The 16,733-nt window shown below is 66.5% G+C and carries 14 protein-coding genes; 5 read left to right on the top strand and 9 right to left on the bottom strand.

Annotated elements, in window-relative coordinates; all coding sequences use genetic code 11:
* Positions 1-4: 4 nt before the first annotated feature.
* A complete protein-coding gene (gene katG / locus AC56LU_RS11185; protein WP_497175670.1) occupies positions 5-2,230 on the bottom strand; it encodes a catalase/peroxidase HPI in 2,226 nt (741 codons plus the stop codon).
* Positions 2,231-2,441: 211 nt separating this feature from the next.
* On the opposite strand from katG, the gene AC56LU_RS11180 reads away from it, so the two are divergent.
* The 4 genes from AC56LU_RS11180 to AC56LU_RS11165 all read left to right on the top strand — a co-directional run bounded on the left by AC56LU_RS11180 (position 2,442) and on the right by AC56LU_RS11165 (position 5,339).
* On the top strand, positions 2,442-3,230 hold the full coding sequence (locus AC56LU_RS11180; RefSeq protein WP_497175669.1) for an IclR family transcriptional regulator: 789 nt from the start codon (positions 2,442-2,444) through the stop codon (positions 3,228-3,230).
* A 92-nt stretch (positions 3,231-3,322) separates the two neighbouring features.
* Positions 3,323-3,538, top strand: coding sequence for a ferredoxin (locus AC56LU_RS11175; protein ID WP_497175668.1), 216 nt, complete (start codon positions 3,323-3,325; stop codon positions 3,536-3,538).
* 83 nt (positions 3,539-3,621) lie between these two features.
* Positions 3,622-4,380, top strand: a complete 759-nt coding sequence (locus AC56LU_RS11170) for an SDR family NAD(P)-dependent oxidoreductase (RefSeq protein WP_497175667.1) — start codon at positions 3,622-3,624, stop codon at positions 4,378-4,380.
* 38 nt (positions 4,381-4,418) lie between these two features.
* Positions 4,419-5,339: a VOC family protein gene (locus tag AC56LU_RS11165; protein ID WP_497175666.1), complete on the top strand. Its 921-nt coding sequence runs from the start codon at positions 4,419-4,421 to the stop codon at positions 5,337-5,339.
* Between the two features lie 9 nt (positions 5,340-5,348).
* Here the strand turns inward: AC56LU_RS11165 and AC56LU_RS11160 are convergent, their stop codons facing one another.
* Genes AC56LU_RS11160 through AC56LU_RS11145 form a run of 4 tightly spaced genes read right to left on the bottom strand, consistent with a single transcriptional unit; the run spans position 5,349 to position 11,430 of the window.
* A complete protein-coding gene (locus AC56LU_RS11160; protein ID WP_497175665.1) occupies positions 5,349-6,152 on the bottom strand; it encodes a Crp/Fnr family transcriptional regulator in 804 nt (267 codons plus the stop codon).
* Between the two features lie 4 nt (positions 6,153-6,156).
* A complete protein-coding gene (locus tag AC56LU_RS11155; protein WP_497175664.1) occupies positions 6,157-7,098 on the bottom strand; it encodes an electron transfer flavoprotein subunit alpha/FixB family protein in 942 nt (313 codons plus the stop codon).
* Between the two features lie 19 nt (positions 7,099-7,117).
* Positions 7,118-7,867, bottom strand: a complete 750-nt coding sequence (locus AC56LU_RS11150) for an electron transfer flavoprotein subunit beta/FixA family protein (RefSeq protein WP_497175663.1) — start codon at positions 7,865-7,867, stop codon at positions 7,118-7,120.
* An 11-nt stretch (positions 7,868-7,878) separates the two neighbouring features.
* Entirely contained in the window at positions 7,879-11,430 is a 3,552-nt protein-coding gene (locus AC56LU_RS11145; protein ID WP_497175662.1) for an indolepyruvate ferredoxin oxidoreductase family protein, read from the bottom strand.
* 96 nt (positions 11,431-11,526) lie between these two features.
* Here AC56LU_RS11145 and AC56LU_RS11140 point away from each other — a divergent pair, with 96 nt between their 5' ends.
* Positions 11,527-12,438 (top strand): LysR family transcriptional regulator, encoded by a 912-nt coding sequence (locus tag AC56LU_RS11140; RefSeq protein WP_497175661.1) that lies wholly within the window; start codon positions 11,527-11,529, stop codon positions 12,436-12,438.
* Positions 12,439-12,448: 10 nt separating this feature from the next.
* On the opposite strand, the gene AC56LU_RS11135 is transcribed toward AC56LU_RS11140, so the two are convergent.
* From AC56LU_RS11135 to AC56LU_RS11120, 4 genes are read right to left on the bottom strand one after another with little or no spacing between them, the layout of a single operon-like run.
* Positions 12,449-13,573 carry an acyl-CoA dehydrogenase family protein gene (locus AC56LU_RS11135; protein WP_497175660.1) on the bottom strand — a complete coding sequence of 375 codons (1,125 nt, stop codon included), beginning with the start codon at positions 13,571-13,573 and terminating at the stop codon, positions 12,449-12,451.
* 31 nt (positions 13,574-13,604) lie between these two features.
* Entirely contained in the window at positions 13,605-14,405 is an 801-nt protein-coding gene (locus AC56LU_RS11130; protein WP_497175659.1) for a crotonase/enoyl-CoA hydratase family protein, read from the bottom strand.
* Positions 14,402-15,457, bottom strand: coding sequence for an acyl-CoA dehydrogenase family protein (locus tag AC56LU_RS11125; protein WP_497175658.1), 1,056 nt, complete (start codon positions 15,455-15,457; stop codon positions 14,402-14,404). Before AC56LU_RS11125 ends, AC56LU_RS11130 begins: the two co-directional genes overlap by 4 nt.
* Before the next feature lie 2 nt (positions 15,458-15,459).
* Positions 15,460-16,605 (bottom strand): acyl-CoA dehydrogenase family protein, encoded by a 1,146-nt coding sequence (locus AC56LU_RS11120; RefSeq protein ID WP_497175657.1) that lies wholly within the window; start codon positions 16,603-16,605, stop codon positions 15,460-15,462.
* Positions 16,606-16,733: the final 128 nt, after the last annotated feature.

The raw sequence follows: 16,733 nt of genomic DNA, 5'->3' as shown, positions 1-16,733 counted from the left end.
GGCCTCAGGCGGCGCTGCGCCGCCTCAGGTCAAAGCGGTCGAGCTCCATGACCTTGGTCCACGCCTTGACGAAGTCCTGCACGAAATGCACCTCGCCGTCGCGGGCCGCATAGACCTCGGATAGCGCGCGCAGCTGCGCATTGCTGCCGAAGATCAGGTCGGCCAGGGTCGCGGTCCAGCGCCGCGCCCCGCTCGCGCGGTCGCTGCCCTCGAACAGGTGCTGGCTGCCTTCCACGCGCTTCCAGGCGGTGCGCATGTCGAGCAGGTTGGTGAAGAAGTCGGGCGTGAGCGTACCGGGCCGGGTAGTGAACACGCCGTGCTGTACGCCGCCGCTGGTGGCGCCCAGCGCGCGCATGCCACCGACCAGGGCGGTCATCTCCGGCGCGGTCAGCATCAGCAGGTTGGCCTTGTCGAGCATGGCGTTGGCCACGTTGCCTTCGCCTCCCGCCTTGATGTAGTTGCGGAAGCCATCCACCGCCGGCTCCAGCACCTCGAAGGAATTGACGTCGGTCTGCTCCGGCGACGCATCCATGCGGCCGGGACGGAACGGGACGCGGATATCGTGCCCAGCCTGTTTCGCAGCCGCTTCCACCGCGGCGCAGCCGCCCAGCACGACCAGGTCGGCCAGCGATACCCGCTTGCCATTGCCGGCCGAAGCATTGAACTCCTGCTGGATCGCTTCCAGACGGCCCAGTACCTGCGCCAGCTCGGCCGGGTCGTTCGCTTCCCAGTCCTTCTGCGGCGCCAGGCGGATGCGGGCGCCGTTCGCTCCGCCGCGCAGGTCGCTGCCGCGGAAGGTGGATGCCGAGGCCCACGCGGTCTTCACCAGCTGCTGGACCGTCAGGCCGGCGTCCAGCAGCCTGCCCTTCAATACAGCGATGTCGGCGTCGTCCACGAGCGGATGGTCGGCCTGCGGGATCGGGTCCTGCCAGATCAGGTCTTCCTGCGGCACCAGCGGGCCCAGGTAGCGCAGCTTTGGTCCCATGTCGCGGTGCGTCAGCTTGAACCAGGCGCGGGCGAAGGCGTCGGCGAACTCCTGCGGGTTGGCGAGGAAGTGGCGCGCGATCTTCTCGTAGGCCGGGTCGGCGCGCAGCGCCAGGTCGGCCGTCGTCATCATCGGCTGGTGGACCTTGCCCGGGAGGTGGGCGTCAGGTACGTTGCGGCCGGCATCGCCTTGCGGCTTCCACTGGTGCGCGCCGGCGGGACTCTTGGTGAGCTCCCATTCGAAGCCGAACAGGGTCTCCAGGTAGCTCATGTCCCACTGCGTAGGAGTCGCGGTCCACGCGCCTTCCAGGCCACTGGTGATGGCGTGCGCGCCGATACCGCTCTCGTAGGCACTTTTCCAGCCCAGGCCCAGTTCCTCGATGTTGGCGCCTTCGGGATCGGCGCTCAGGTGGTGGGCGGGCCCAGCGCCGTGGCATTTGCCGAAGGTGTGGCCGCCGGCGACCAGCGCTACGGTCTCGACGTCGTCCATGGCCATGCGCCCGAAGGTGTCGCGGATGTCGCGGGCCGAGCGTGCCGGGTCGGGCTCGCCGTTCGGACCTTCCGGGTTCACATAGATCAGGCCCATCTGGACCGCGGCCAGCGGCTTGGCCAGCTCGCGCTCACCGCTGTAGCGCTCGTCGCCGAGCCAGGTCGATTCGGGACCCCAGTCGATCGGCAACGGCTCCCAGATGTCCTCGCGGCCGCCGCCGAAGCCGAAGGTCTTGAAGCCCATGGATTCGAGCGCGACGTTACCCGCCAGGATCATCAGGTCGGCCCAGGACAGCTGCTTGCCATACTTCTGCTTGATGGGCCAGAGCAGCCGCCGCGCCTTGTCGAGGTTGCCGTTGTCGGGCCAGCTGTTGAGCGGCGCGAAGCGTTGCTCGCCCGAGCGGGCGCCGCCGCGGCCGTCGAAGATGCGGTAGGTGCCCGCCGAGTGCCAGGCCATGCGGATGAAGAACGGCCCATAGTGGCCGTAATCCGCCGGCCACCAGTCCTGCGAGTCCGTCATCAGGGCGTGCAGGTCGGCGACGACGGCGTCCAGGTCGAGCGTCAAGAATTCCTGCCGGTAGTCGAAGTCTTCCAGCATCGGATCGCCCAGCCTGGCATGCTGGTGCAGGACGCCCAGGTTCAGCTGGTCCGGCCACCAGTGGGCATTAGTGCGCGTCTGCCTCGGCTTCCTGTCATGCCCCATCGGGCACTTGTACTCCGTCTCGGCACTCTTCAAGTCCATGTCCTGGTCATCCATGCTGTCGTCTCCCTGTCGTGAATTGGAAGGTGGCCGCGCATCTCGCGGCCACACGTGTTGACGCAAGCATAAGACGCATGACGCGGCTTATCCAATGAACATTCTGCATCGGTACGATAGCCAATTTCTTGCCGCCGAATCATTCTGACTTTAGAATGGTATTTTATATTCGGGCGCACCGGGATACCGGACGCCCTCGACCGGAGCGCGAATGAGCAGCGACAACAGCAAGGACGACCGTCTGGACACTTCCACCGGCGTGACGGTCAAGCCGGTCGTTAACGCGATCCGCATCCTGCGCTTTCTGACCACCTCAGGCTCCCCGGAGCGGGCGGCCGACATCGCGCGCGAACTCGAGATCAACCCCAGCACCTGCTTCAATACCCTGCGCACCCTGGTCGCAGAAGAGATGCTCGACTTCGATCCGCTGTCCAAGACCTATACGACCGGCCTCGGCCTGGCCAAGCTGGTCGAGCACCTCGTCACCCAGGGCCAACGGCTGGACGTGGTGCGGCCTCTGATGCAGGAATTCGCCGCGGCCCACCACGTGACGGTCACCCTGTGGCGCCGCATGGGCAATGACCGCATCGTGCTGGTCAGCGCCGAGACCAGTCCCGGAGACCTGCGCATCGACATGGCGATCGGCCAGCGCCTGCCGGTGCTGATGGGCGCCAGCGGACGCCTGTTCGCCGCCCAGCTCGGACTGGACGACGCACAGCTGCGCGCCGCCTTCGACAAGGTGCGCTGGGCGCGCCCGCTCGCCTTCGAGGATTACCGGCAACAGGTGGCCGATGCACGCGAGCATGGCTGGTCTGTCGACGACGGCTATTTCTCTGCCGGCATCCTGGCGGTGGCGGCGCCAGTAAACGACCGCAACGGCGCCATCGCCTACGCCGTCTCGGCCGTCACCTTCCGCGGACAGCACGAGCGCGAGGGGGTAGAAAAACTCGGCGAGCTGCTGCGCAAGCTCGCTTCGAAGGCCGGCAATATCCTGTTCTGAACCAATTCACACAAAACGTGACAGATTTTCGATTTGTGTGCATAATCGTCTCACAGACCCCAGCGGTCGGATAATTATTAAAGAGACGAATCATGAGCGATCTTCAGCTTCACCGCGTCATCATCGAGCGCAGCAAGTGCTGCGGCTATGGCCTCTGCGCCGCCCTCTGCCCTGAAATCTACAAGCTCGACGAAGGCGGCATCGCCTATGTCGACAGCGAGCTGGTACCGGACGAACTGCTGGAAGCGGCGCGCGAAGGCGCAGCCGCCTGTCCGGCCGAAGCCATCGTGGTTCTGGCGCCTGCCTGAGTTCCAACCCTGGCGGCCCACGCCAGGCGTATGCTCGACATGCGGCGCCTGCGCGAGTGGCCCGCTTTCCTGCGGGAATAATCATGAATAGATTAGCTGGAAAAGTTGCCCTGATCACGGGTACCGGTGGCGGCCAAGGGCGCGTCGCGGCCCTCGTGTTCGCTCGCGAAGGGGCTACGGTGGTCGGCTGCGACGTCGACCGCGCAGCTCACGAAGAGACCGCGCGCCTGATGGCCGCCGAGGGCCATACCCTGCATGGCGAGGCGCCGGTGGATCTCGGCGACCACGAACAGGCGCGGCGCTGGGTCGAATCGGCGGCCGAGGAACTCGGCCACATCGACATCCTGTACAACAATGCCTCGGCAGCGAAGTTCGGCGGTGTCGGGGAGATGTCGATCGAGGACTGGCACTTCACCATCCGTAACGAACTCGATCTCATCTTCTTCACCACCAAGTACGCATGGCGCCACCTGTCGGTGCGCGGCGGCGTGGTGATCAACATTGCCTCGACCGCCGCCTGGGGTGGCTCGAAAGCGGCCGGGATCAGCGCGCACAGCGCCGCCAAGGGCGCCGTGGTCTCGTTCACCCGGCAGTTGGCGGTCGAAGGCGCGCCGCTCGGCATCCGCGCGGTCAGCATCAGCCCGGGATTCGTCCGGACGCCAGGCACCGCCGCCTTCGTCGACAATCCGGTCACGCGCAGGATCATCCTCGACGGCGTCCTGCAGGACCGCCCGGGCGAGCCCGAAGAAGTCGTGTCGCTTGCCCTCTACGTGGCATCCGACGAAGCCCGCTTCATGACCGGCTCCGACCTGGTGGTGGACGGCGGCCTGCTCGCCATCTAGCCCGGCGTACCGATCACACAACAACAGGAGGAAGACACATGGACATCATCGGCATCGGCTACCTCGGTTTCGAAACCGCGAACCTGGATGCGTGGCGCGAGTACGGCCCGCAAGTGATGGGTTTCCAGATCGGCGCGTCGCCCGAAGGCGACACCGATTCGCTGTATTTCCGGATGGACGACCGGCGCCATCGGATCGCTTTCCATCCGGGCAAAATCGACCGCCTCGCCTACATCGGCTGGGAAGCCCGGGGCAAGCTGGAATTCCAGGCCGCCGTCGAGCGCTTCCGCGAGCACGGCATCGAAGTGACGGTGGCTGATGAAGCACTGCGCGAGCGCCGCGGCGTGAAGGAACTGGTACGTTTCCGCGATCCGGTCGGTTACCAGCACGAGCTATTCTACGCCCAGAAATGGATGCCTCGTTCGTTCCAGCCGGGCCGCCCCCACGGCGGTTTCGCCTGCGGCCAGCGGGGCGTCGGCCACGTGGTCGTCATCACCCCTGAATACACGCCGGAACTCGAGCATTTCCTCACTGCGATCATGGGCATGCGCTACTACGGCGCCGGGGCCGGCAAGGGCAAGACCGGCTTCTTCCGCGCCAAGCTCAACAGCCATACCAGCCACGATATCGCCTACGGGTTCGGGCCAGGCAAGGCCGGGGTCCAGCACGTCGGCATCACGGTCAATTCGGTGCGCGACGTCGGCGAAACCTACGACCTGGTGCGCAAGAAGGGCCTGCAGATGATGATGACGCTCGGCCAGCACGTGCAGGACCCGCATATGTCGTTCTACCACTTCACCCCGTCCGGCTTCGCGATCGAATGCATCGCCGAGCTGGAGCCATGGCACGACGACGGCTATGAGCTGAATCCGGAGAAGCTGTCGACCTGGGGACATGAACTCGTCGGGCCGATCCTCGGCACGAGCGTGCGGACGCCGGAAGAAATATTCGGGCGCTGAGCGCGCGCATCAGGAGCCCTTGACGAGCTTCTGCAATGCATCCGGCTTGATGATGATCAGCCGGTTTGCATCCTTCTGCACGATCCCCTGCTGCGCCAGCGCGGCCAGCGCCCGCGTCACCGTCTCGCGGCTGGTGTTGATCATGTTGGCGATGTCCTGATGGGTCGGCAGGTTTTCAAGCACCGCCGGTCCGTCCGCCTTGGAAACTTTGTTCTTCTGCATCAGCACCAGGTAGGTATAGACGCGCCTCGCGGTGTTGTTGATACTCAGCAGGGAACGAAATTCCGAGTCACGCTCGATTTTTTCGGCCAGGTACCGGAGCATCCCCATCGCCACCGAGGGCGAATGCGAGAACAAATGCAGTGCGGTGGCCGCCGGGAGGAAGCCGACCAGCACGTCGGACATCGCGACGATCGATGCGGTCCGCGTGGATTTGTTGATCAACGCGATCTCACCGAAGAAATCGCCTGGCGCCAGTAGGCGCAGGCCGATCGCCCGCCCGTCCTCGGTCACGTTCACCACCTGCAGCTGACCCGAGAGCAGGAACAGCAGGCCATCCCCATGCCCGCCTTTTTGCAGCACGACCTCGCGCTTGCCGTACTGGCGGATACGGATTTCCTGCTTGACCAGCGCAATCTCCTCGTCCGACAGGCCGGCAAGAAGCGGGATTTTACGTAGGTGGATCTGTATCTGGCGCTCCTGGGGCGCGCTAGAAGCCTGGTCTCCAGGAGGAATCGGAAGGGGCGATGCGGTGCTTGCGCTCATGTCGTATTTTGGCAGATTGCCGATGAGCGCGCCGCGCCCATCGGCCACTAGTTCATCCAATTTCCATGACAAGCTGCGGCACGACGTCGAACAGGTCGCCCACCAGGCCGTAGTCGGCCACCGAGAAAATCGGCGCTTCCGGATCCTTGTTGATGGCGACGATGGTCTTCGAGTCCTTCATGCCGGCCAGGTGCTGGATCGCGCCCGAGATGCCGACCGCGATGTACAGGGTCGGGGCGACGATCTTGCCGGTCTGGCCGACCTGCCAGTCGTTCGGCACGAAGCCCGCGTCCACCGCGGCGCGCGAGGCGCCCATGGCGGCGCCCAGCTTGTCGGCCAGCGGCTCGAGCAGCTTGAAGTTCTCGGCCGAGCCGATGCCGCGGCCGCCCGACACGATGATCTTGGCGGCAGTCAGTTCCGGACGGCTTGAGACGGCCAGCTCGCGCCCCACGAAGGCCGACTTGCCGACGTCGCCGCTTGCTGCGATCTGCTCGACGGCGGCCGAACCACCGGTGGCGGCGGAGTCGAACGCGGTGCCGCGCACGGTGATGACCTTCACGCTGTCGCCCGACTGGACGGTGGCGATGGCGTTGCCGGCGTAGATCGGACGCTCGAAGGTGTCCGGCGATTCGACCTTGGTGATTTCCGAGATCTGGGCCACGTCCAGCTTGGCGGCCACGCGCGGCAGGATGTTCTTGCCGTAGGCGGTGGCAGGAGCCAGGATGTGCGAGTAGCTGCCGGCGATCGCCAGGATCTGCTCGGCGACGTTCTCGGCCAGGCCGTCGGCGAAATGAGGCGCGTCGGCGACCAGCACCTTCGCTACACCGGCGATCTGCGCGGCGGCTTCGGCGGCTGCGCCGCAGCCGGATCCGGCGACCAGGATGTGGACTTCATTTGCACCAGCAGCGCCGCACTGGGCGGCAGCGGTCACGGTGTGATGGGTAGCGCCCTTGAGGGAGCCATTGTCGTGTTCAGCGATAACGAGTGCGACCATGTTCTTTTCCTCAGTATAGTTAGATGACTTTGGCCTCAAGGCGCAGCTTCTGCACCAGGGTGGCAACGTCCGGCACCTTGATGCCGGCCGAGCGCTTGGCCGGCTCGACCACTTTCAAGGTCTTCAGGCGCGGGGCCACGTCGACGCCCAGGTCCTCCGGCTTGACGGTTTCCAGCGGCTTCTTCTTGGCCTTCATGATGTTCGGCAGGGTCACGTAGCGCGGCTCGTTCAGGCGCAGGTCGGTGGTGATGATGGCCGGCAGCGTGAGCTGCACGGTTTCCAGGCCGCCGTCCACCTCGCGGGTCACGGTCACTTTGCCGTCTTCCAGCACCACTTTCGATGCGAAGGTGGCTTGCGGCCAGCCCAGCAGCGCAGCCAGCATCTGGCCGGTCTGGTTCGAGTCGTCGTCGATCGCCTGCTTGCCCAGGATGATCAGCTGCGGCTGCTCCTTGTCGGCCAGCGCCTTCATGATCTTGGCCACGGCCAGCGGCTCGGTCTCGACATTGGTCTCGACCAGGATGCCGCGGTCGGCGCCGATCGCCATACCGGTACGCAGGGTTTCCTGGCACTGGGCGCTACCTACCGACACCGCCACCACCTCAAGGATCTTGCCGGCTTCCTTCAGGCGCACGGCTTCTTCCAGCGCAATCTCGTCGAACGGATTCATCGACATTTTGACGTTGGCGATATCCACGCCGCTGCCGTCGGATTTGACGCGGACCTTGACGTTGTAGTCGACCACGCGTTTGACGGGTACAAGTATTTTCATGCAGATCTCCTTCAGGCTTTTTGTCGTTGGGGTTCGGGTGCGCCATACTGCGCCATCAGTTGCGCGCGCCTTTCGTCGGCCACGTCCATGGCCTTTTCCTTCACGTGGCCGTAGCCGCGAATCTTTTCCGGAAGCCGGGCCAGTTCAAGCGCCGTCTCCATCCGCTCATCCGTGAGGGTCTCGCAGAACAGCGTAACCAGCGCAAGATAATCGTCGACTAGCCGGCGCTCGCGGCGCCGTTCGGCGCTCATGCCGAAGAGGTCGAATGGCGTTCCGCGCAGCCAGCGCAGGCGCGCCAGCAGCTGGAACACCGGCATCATCCACGGGCCGAAGCGGCGCTTGGCCGGCCTGCCGTCCGGGCCGCGCGGCGCCAGCAACGGCGGCGCCAGATGGAAGTTCAGCGTGTAATCCTTGCCCGGCTCGCCTTCGAACTGCGCCCGCAGGGAAGTCAGGAATTCCGGCGCACTGTGCAAGCGTGCCACTTCGTACTCGTCCTTGTAGGCCATCAGCTTGGCAAGATTGCGCGCTACCGCTTCGGTCAGCGGCTGGCGGCGTTGCCCCGGATGCGCCGCCTCGACGGCGCGCAGGCGCGCCACTGCCGCCCGGTAGCGCTGCGCATAGGCCTCGCCCCCATAGCTGCGCAAGAGCTGGGCACGCTCCGCGACCAGGCGCTCCAGCGTCAGGGGCATGGCCAGCACGACCGCGCCGGCATCCTTCGCGGCGTACTGATCCGCTAATGCGGAAGCATCGTGGGCCGCGAGACGTCCCATTTCGAATGCGCGCTGGTTCTTCTCGACCGCAACCCCGTTGAGTTCGATGGCGCGCAGCAGCGCCTGCCGCCCGAGCGGAATCCAGCCCTTCTGCCACGCGTAGCCGAGCAGCAGCGGGTTGGCGAAGATCGTGTCGCCAAACAGGCGGGTAGCGAGTGCATTGGCATCGACGAACTCGCAGGCATCGCCGATGCTGGCACGCAGGTCCGCTTCGGCGCTGGCGCCGGGGAAGGTCCAGTCGGGGTTCGACAGGAAGGCCGCGGATGGCACTGCCGCGCTGTTCACTACGGCACGGGTGCGGCCGCGCCGGACCCGTGACAGCGCGTCGAGCGAGGCGGCGACGATGCCGTCGCAGCCGATCAGCACCGCCGCGTCGCCGGTCGGCACGCGCGTGGCATGGATCAGTCCAGTATGCGCGGCGATCTGGATATGGCTGAGCACGGCACCGCCCTTCTGGGCCAGCCCTGTGATGTCGAGGACCTTGACGCCCTTGCCTTCCAGGTGCGCCGCCATGCCGAGCAGGGAACCGATCGTGACCACGCCGGTGCCGCCGACGCCGGGGACCACGATGCCGCAGACCCCGTCCAGGGCCGGCAGAGCCGGCTCGGGAAGCTCGGCGGCCTGGAAGGCGTCGGCAGCGGCGGCGGGACGGCGCAGCTGCGCCCCTTCCGCCGTCACGAAGCTCGGGCAGAACCCGTTCACGCAGGAGAAATCCTTATTGCAGGAACTCTGGTTGATCTTGCGCTTGGTGCCCAGCGGGGTCTCCAGCGGCTCGACCGACAGGCAGTTCGACGCTACCGAGCAGTCGCCGCAGCCCTCGCACACGGCCGCATTGATGAAGGCGCGGCGCGGCGGATCGCTGGCCTCGCCGCGCTTGCGGCGCCGCCGCTTCTCGGTGGCGCAGGTCTGTTCGTAGATGAGCACCGACACGCCGGCTGTGTCACGCAGTTCCAGCTGCAGCGCATCGAGTTCGTCGCGGTGGTGGACCGTCACGCCGGCCGGCATTCCGCTGCGGTCCGCATATTTATCCGGCTCGTCGCTCACCACCAGCACCCGCACCGCACCCTCGCCGGTAAGCTGCTGGGCGATCTGGGCCACCGTCAGGGTCCCGTCCACCGGCTGGCCGCCGGTCATCGCGACGGCATCGTTGTACAGGATCTTGTAGGTGACCGTGGCCTTGGCTGCGATCGCCGCGCGCACCGCCAACAGGCCGGAATGGAAGTAGGTGCCGTCGCCCAGGTTCACGAACACGTGGCGGTCGCTGGTGAAATGCATCTGCCCGAGCCAGCTGACGCCCTCGCCCCCCATCTGGCTGACGGTCTCGGTGCGGCGGTCCATCCATAACGCCATGTAATGGCAGCCGATGCCTGCCAGGGCGCGCGAGCCTTCCGGTACCCGGGTCGAGGTATTGTGCGGGCAGCCGGAACAGAACCATGGCTTGCGCTCGGCCGTCACCCGCGGGCGGGCCGCCTCGCGCTCCTTGGCCTCGATGATGGCGATGCGCGCATCGATGGCGGCGCGCAGGTCGGCGGGCAGCTCGGCCTGGGCGAGGCGGCGCGCGATCGCCTTGGCGATCAGGGCCGGCGACAGTTCGTAGCGGGCAGGCAGCAGCCACTGGCCGCGCGGCGCCGACCATTCCCCGCCGGCGCCGGCGCGCTCGTCGAACTTGCCGTAGATATTCGGACGTTCGGTGTGCGGCCAGTTGTACAGCTGCTCCTTGATCGCATACTCCAGCACCTGGCGCTTTTCTTCCACCACCAGGATCTCGCGCAGTCCGGACGCGAATTCCTGCACGTCGTCCGCGTGCAGGGGCCAAACGCAGCCCACCTTCAGGATACGGATGCCGATCCGCGCGCAGGCTTCGTCGTCGATGCCGAGGTCGACCAGCGCCTGGCGCAGGTCGAGATAGGCCTTGCCGGCCGCGACGATGCCGAAGCGCGCTCCCGGTGCATCGACCACCACGCGGTTCAAGCGGTTGGCGCGGATGTAGTCGAGCGCCGCATACCACTTGTGGTCGACCAGCCGCGCTTCCTGCTCGAGCGGCGCGTCCGGCCAGCGGATGCCCAGGCCGCCTTCCAGCGCGGGCGCCGGCGGCAGCACGATCTGCAGTCCTTCGGTGTCGATCTCCACCGAGGCGGACGACTCGACCACATCGGTGACGCACTTCATCGCCACCCATAAGCCCGCATGGCGGCTCATCGCCCAGCCATGCAGGCCATAGTCGTGGAACTCCTGCACGCTGGACGGGTACAGCACCGGAATGCCGCAGGCGACCAGCAGGTGTTCGGACTGGTGCGCCACGGTTGAGGACTTGGCCGCATGGTCGTCGCCGACCAGCATCAGCACCCCGCCCTTTGGCGAGGTACCTGCCGAGTTTGCGTGCTTGAGGACGTCGGCCGAGCGGTCGACGCCCGGCCCCTTCCCGTACCACATGCCGAACACGCCGTCGCGGGTGGCGCTTTCGTACAGGTTGACCTGCTGGGTGCCCCACACCGCCGTCGCCGCGAGGTCTTCGTTCAGGCCGGGCTGGAAGATCACGTCGTGTTGTTCCAGGTGTTTCTTCGCCTTCCATAGCGCCAGGTCGAGGCCGCCGAGGGGCGAGCCGCGGTAGCCCGACACGTAGCCGGCTGTGTTCAGCCCGGCACGCAAATCGCGCGCCTTCTGCAGCATCGGCAGGCGCGCCAGCATCTGGACCCCGCTCAGGAAAATCTGACCCTTGTCGACGGTGTACTTGTCGTCAAGGGTCACGGCGCGCAGGGCGTCGCTGGCGGCAGGGCTAAGGGGCGAATTCATGGCAGGCCTTGGTCAGGAATTTCAATGAACAGATAATACAAAAGTGTTCAACTATCGTAAAATCAGGAATCGTGAGTCCTGCTATCAAAAAAATTAATGTCAGCTAAAGACAACGTCAGCCTGCGCCAGCTGCGCTACTTCGCGGCGGCCGCCGAGACCGGCCGCTTCTCGATGGCGGCCGCGCGCACCCACGTGTCGCAATCGGCCATCACCAATGCCGTGCTGCTGCTCGAGGAAGCGCTCGGCATGCGCCTGTTCGAGCGCAAGCCGCACGGGGTCGCGCTGACGTCGGACGGACAGCGCTTCTACCACCGTACCCGCGAGATCCTCGATTCGCTCGACGACTGCCTGCGCGAGCCGCGCCTTCCGAACGCCGAGCTGGAAGGCAGGCTGCGCGTCGGGGCCTCGTACACCCTGCTCGGCTACTTCCTGCCGCCGCTGATGGCGCGCTTTCGCAAGCAGCATCCCGAGGTTCGCTTCGACCTGCACGACATGCACCGCGAGGAGATCGAGGCCGATATCGACGGGGGCCAGCTCGACCTGGGCGTCGTCATCCTCTCGAATGTCCCAGAGCGCCAGCGCTTCGGCCACCACGTGCTGATGCGCTCGCGCCGCCAGCTGTGGACGGCGGCGGACCATCCGCTGCTCGGCAAGGACAGCGCGTCCCTGGAGGACATCGCGGCCTTTCCCTATATCCAGGTAACGGTGGACGAGAGCGAAGAGTCGACCCGGCGCTACTGGGGAGCGCGCGGGCTGGCGCCGGACATCGCCTTCCGCACCGGCTCGATGGAAGCCTTGCGCGGCCTGATTGCACACGGTTTCGGGGTGAGCATCCTGTCGGACATGGTCTATCGCCACTGGTCGCTGGAGGGAAAGCGGATCGAAGCGCGGCCGATCCTTGACCTGGTGCCGGATATGGAAGTGGGCTTGATCTGGCACCGCGAGCGGCCGCTAGACGCACCCGCGGAGGCATTCCGCCAGTTCCTGATACAGGCCGGTACGGCCTGAACCGCCGCCCCTAGAGCGAGCGTGCGATGATCTCTTTCATGATCTCCGAGGTGCCGCCATAGATCCGGGCGACGCGCGCATCGACCCAGGCGCGGCTGATCTTGTATTCGCTCATGAATCCATAGCCGCCATGCAGCTGGAGCAGCTCGTCCAGCACCCTGCCCTGCATTTCCGAACCCATCAGCTTGCACATCGCGCCCACTTCCGCCGACAGTTCGCCGCGCATGGCCTTGGCCAGGCAATCGTCGACGAATACGCGCAGCATCGTCGCCTGTGCCTTGCACTCGGCCAGCTTGAATTTGGTGTTCTGGAAATCGAACACGGTCTTGCCGAACACCTTGCGTTCACGGACGTAGGCCAGCGTGTCCTCGAGCAGCGCATCGATCGATGCGGCGGCGCGCAGGCCGATGATGGTGCGCTCCCAGGCCAGCTGGTGGGTCAGGTAGCCGAAACCCTTGTTTTCCTCGCCCAGGCGGTTCGCGGCCGGCACCCGCACCTCGTCGAAGAACAGTTCGGAGGTGTCCTGCCCCTTCAGGCCGATCTTCTCGAGCAGCTTGCCTTTCGAGAATCCCGGACGCTCGGCCTCGACGCAGATCAGGGTGAGTTCCTTGGCGCCCGGATCGAGCTTGGTGGCGGTGACCATCAGGTCGGCATTGCCGCCGTTGGTGATGAAGGTCTTCTGGCCGTTGATGACGTAGTCGTCGCCGTCGCGCCGCGCGCTGGTACGCATCGATCGCAGGTCGGAACCGATGCCCGGCTCGCTCATCGCGATGACGCCGATGGTTTCCCCGCTGACCATCTTGGGCAGCCAGCGGCGCTTCTGTTCCTCGCTGCCGTAGGCGACGATGTAGGGCGCGACGATCTCGGAATGCGTGGTGAAGCCGATTGCGGTGGCGTTCACCCGCGCCAGCTCCTCGATCATCACGGCCGAGTGGCCGAAATCGCCGCCGGCGCCGCCATACTCCTCGGGCACGGTGGAGCACAGCAGGCCCACTTCCCCCGCCTTGCGCCACACCGACTTGGGGACGATGCCGGCATGTTCCCACTCCGCCAGGTGGGGCACGATCTCGTTCTCGATGAACCGCCGGGCCATCTCGCGGAACATGTGATGGTCTTCCCGAAAAACACTGCGCATGCTGCTTCTCCTGATTCTGTAGAACGCGGGCCTAGCGGCCCTGGTAATGCGGTTCGCGTTTGCCGAGGAAGGCGGATACCGCCTCCGCATGGTCCTCGGTGTGGTGGGCCAGCGCCTGGTAGGCGGCAGACATCTCCAGCAGGGAGTCGAGGCGCATGTGCTGTCCTTCGCGCAGCAGCCGCTTGGTCAGGCGCAACCCGTGCGAGGGGTTGGCCGCCATGCGCCGGGCGATGGCAAGCGCGCTGGCTTCCAGCTCGGCGGCGGGCACGACTTCCGTCACCAGCCCCCAGGCCAGCGCGGTCGCGGCATCGATGGTGTCGCCGGTCAGCGCCATCAGGCTCGCCTTGGGCATGCCGACGATGCGCGGCAGCAGCCAGGCCCCGCCGTCTCCCGGTACGATGCCCAGCTTGACGAAGCTTTCCGCGAATTTCGCGGTGTCGGCGGCAATGCGCACATCGCACATGCAGGCCAGGTCCAGGCCGGCGCCGATGGCAGGCCCATTCATCGCGGCGATCACCGGCACGTCCAGCGTGTACAGGCACAGCGGAATACGCTGGATGCCGTTGCGGTAGCTTTCGCTCACCTCGTAGGGCGAGCCGGCGAAGATGCCGCCGCGCTCGGCCATATCCTTGACGTTGCCGCCGGCGCAGAAAGCCGGGCCGTTGCCGGTCAGGACCACCACCTTGATGCCCCGGTCGGCCCGCACCATCGCGCACATGTCGACGAATTCCTGCATCTGCGACGGCGCGCTCAAGGCATTGCGGGTCTCGGGACTGTCCATGCGGATGGTCAGGATGGCGTCATCGCGCTCCAGTGCCAGAAAAGCTTTCATGCGCGCTGCTCCATCAAGGTGTCGTAATGGCCGTCGGTAATGCCGGGCCAGAATCCTGCCGGGCCGGCGGCGCATACCGCCCTGCCCAACCGCTGGGACCACGCGGTCGCGGATCCGAACTCGCTGCGCCAGGACCACAGGCGCCGGGTGCTCAGGTGCAGCGCATGTTCGTGGGTGAAGCCGATCGCGCCGTGTACCGCGTGCGCCACGCTGGCGCCGATGCCGGCTGCCTCGGAAGCGCAGATCTTGGCGGCGATCGCCGGCAGGCGCACGATGCGCGACTCGGCCGCCGCGAAGGCCGCTTCAGCCGCCATGACGGTCGCCGCCGCGTGCTCGGCGAGCAGCGCGGCCTGGTGCTGGATGGCCTGGAAGCTGCCGATCGGCTTGCCGAACTGGACCCGCTCGGCGGCGTAGCCGGTCGCCATCTCCAGCACGGCTTCCAGCGCACCCGCAATCTGGGCCGCGCGCATCATCGCCCCGCCCAGCAGCAGCACGTCGGAAGGCCACCCCGAGGGCAATGGCGCCTGCGCGACCGGCGCCACGTCCTGGAACAGCAGCGTGGCACGGGGCTCCGAAGCCGTATTCGCGCTGTCGCGGCGCTGCGCCGCTTCGGTCGGCAGCAGAACGACCGAAGGCTCGCCCCCGCCCGTCACGGCAACCACGAAGGGCACCGCCCCGCCCCAGGGAACCTCGGCTGCCTCGCCGCTCACGACCCCGCCCTGCAGGCGCAGCGAGCCGGAAGCGGCGACGCTGACCGCGCCCGGTGCCGGCGCCAGCCCGGCCGCGCCGAGCAGCCAGTTGGCCAACATGGCCTCTGGCAGCGGCAGCGGCAGGTTATGGCGCCCGGCCAGCCGGACCACACCGCACACGTCGGCCCAGCCGGCTCCGGCGCCGCCCAGGGATTCTGGCGCCAGGGCCAGCGGAAAGCCGGACTCCTCCACGGCCGCCCACATCGTGTGCGGCCAGGCCCCGTCTTCGCATGCCAGCACCGCTGCGGGGCTGGCGAGGTCGGCGAACAGGCGCTCGACCGTAGAATCGAACAGTTGTCTCATGATTAACGCATTCCCATTCCGCGCGCGATGATCCCACGGAGAATTTCGCGCGTACCGCCGCGCAGTGAAAATGAAGGGGCCTCCTGGGTCAGGTAGGCCAGCACCCGCGCGTGCTCGGTCGAGCCGCGCGTGGCCGGCGCCACGTCCAGCAACAGCTGGGCGAGTTCCGGTATTTCCTGCTCAAAGCTGGTGCCCAGGTCCTTGACCACCGAGGCTTCCCAGGCGGGGTTATGACCGGCGGCCAGCTGCGCCGTCACCGCCAGCGACATCTGGCGCAGGGTGAAAAGGCGCGCCGCCAGGCGGCCGATCTCCTTCGCCTGCAGCGCGTCCGGCTGCCTGCCGACCTCGGCGACCAGGGTCTCGAGCAGGGTGATCGAACTGAGGAAACGCTCCGGACCGCTGCGCTCGAACGCCAGCTCGGCCGTTACCTGCGACCAGCCCTGCCCCTCGGTCCCGATCAGGGCATCCGCGTCCAGCATCAGCCCGTCGAAGAACACTTCGTTGAAATGGGTCGCGCCGGTCAGGTCCTTGATCGGACGGATCGTTATGCCCGGCAGGGTCAGGTCGATGATGAACTGCGACAGCCCCTCGTTGCGTTTGCTCTCCGGATCGGTCCTGACCAGTGCGATCATGTAGTGCGAGCGGTGGGCATTCGTGGTCCAGACCTTCTGGCCGTTGACCACCCACTTGTCGCCTTCCCGGCGCGCACTGGTGCGGATCGAGGCCAGGTCGGAACCGGAATTCGGCTCGCTCATGCCGATGCAAAAAAAACGCTCGCCGCGGCAGATCGCAGGCAGGTGGAAATCCTTCTGCGCATCGGTGCCGTAATGCAGGATCTGCGGACCGCTCTGGCGGTCGGCGAACCAGTGGGCGGAGACCGGGGCGCCGGCCGCCAGCAGTTCCTCGATCACGACATAGCGGGCAAAGGGACTGGCGTCGGCGCCGCCATAACGCTTCGGCAGCGCCATGCCGATCCAGCCGCGCTCACCGAGGCGGCGGCTGAAGCCGGCGTCGAAGCCCATCCAGGACTCGGCACGCCGGGTGGGCGGATAATCTGCCAGGGCCTCCGCAAGGAAGCGGCGTACCTCGGCGCGAATGGCTTCGGCCTCCGGCGGGATGGGACTGAACTTGAACTGGTCGATGGACATGGTCGGTCATGCGAAGGAGTCGATCCGCCTGAACCGCGCGGCCGCACGCATCCGGCACGGCCTCGGGGCCGCGCGGAGACGCCTGCTTGCGACGTGGACAGGACTCAGGGGAGGCGCTTCCCTCCCCG

Source organism: Telluria sp. PB2R4 (assembly GCF_059685695.1).
The sequence above is the reverse complement of the archived record's forward strand: the minus strand, read 5'-3'. Positions and strand labels throughout refer to the sequence as shown.

What these genes read in the sequence shown, in the direction of transcription:
- AC56LU_RS11140 (WP_497175661.1), top strand. Translation starts at nt 11,527, where the DNA reads ATGTCAGCTAAAGACAACGTCAGCCTGCGCCAGCTGCGCTACTTCGCG.
- AC56LU_RS11165 (WP_497175666.1), top strand. Translation starts at nt 4,419, where the DNA reads ATGGACATCATCGGCATCGGCTACCTCGGTTTCGAAACCGCGAACCTG.
- AC56LU_RS11145 (WP_497175662.1), bottom strand. Translation starts at nt 11,430, where the DNA reads ATGAATTCGCCCCTTAGCCCTGCCGCCAGCGACGCCCTGCGCGCCGTG.
- AC56LU_RS11130 (WP_497175659.1), bottom strand. Translation starts at nt 14,405, where the DNA reads ATGAAAGCTTTTCTGGCACTGGAGCGCGATGACGCCATCCTGACCATC.
- AC56LU_RS11125 (WP_497175658.1), bottom strand. Translation starts at nt 15,457, where the DNA reads ATGAGACAACTGTTCGATTCTACGGTCGAGCGCCTGTTCGCCGACCTC.
- katG (WP_497175670.1), bottom strand. Translation starts at nt 2,230, where the DNA reads ATGGATGACCAGGACATGGACTTGAAGAGTGCCGAGACGGAGTACAAG.
- AC56LU_RS11155 (WP_497175664.1), bottom strand. Translation starts at nt 7,098, where the DNA reads ATGGTCGCACTCGTTATCGCTGAACACGACAATGGCTCCCTCAAGGGC.
- AC56LU_RS11150 (WP_497175663.1), bottom strand. Translation starts at nt 7,867, where the DNA reads ATGAAAATACTTGTACCCGTCAAACGCGTGGTCGACTACAACGTCAAG.
- AC56LU_RS11175 (WP_497175668.1), top strand. Translation starts at nt 3,323, where the DNA reads ATGAGCGATCTTCAGCTTCACCGCGTCATCATCGAGCGCAGCAAGTGC.
- AC56LU_RS11180 (WP_497175669.1), top strand. Translation starts at nt 2,442, where the DNA reads ATGAGCAGCGACAACAGCAAGGACGACCGTCTGGACACTTCCACCGGC.
- AC56LU_RS11170 (WP_497175667.1), top strand. Translation starts at nt 3,622, where the DNA reads ATGAATAGATTAGCTGGAAAAGTTGCCCTGATCACGGGTACCGGTGGC.
- AC56LU_RS11135 (WP_497175660.1), bottom strand. Translation starts at nt 13,573, where the DNA reads ATGCGCAGTGTTTTTCGGGAAGACCATCACATGTTCCGCGAGATGGCC.
- AC56LU_RS11120 (WP_497175657.1), bottom strand. Translation starts at nt 16,605, where the DNA reads ATGTCCATCGACCAGTTCAAGTTCAGTCCCATCCCGCCGGAGGCCGAA.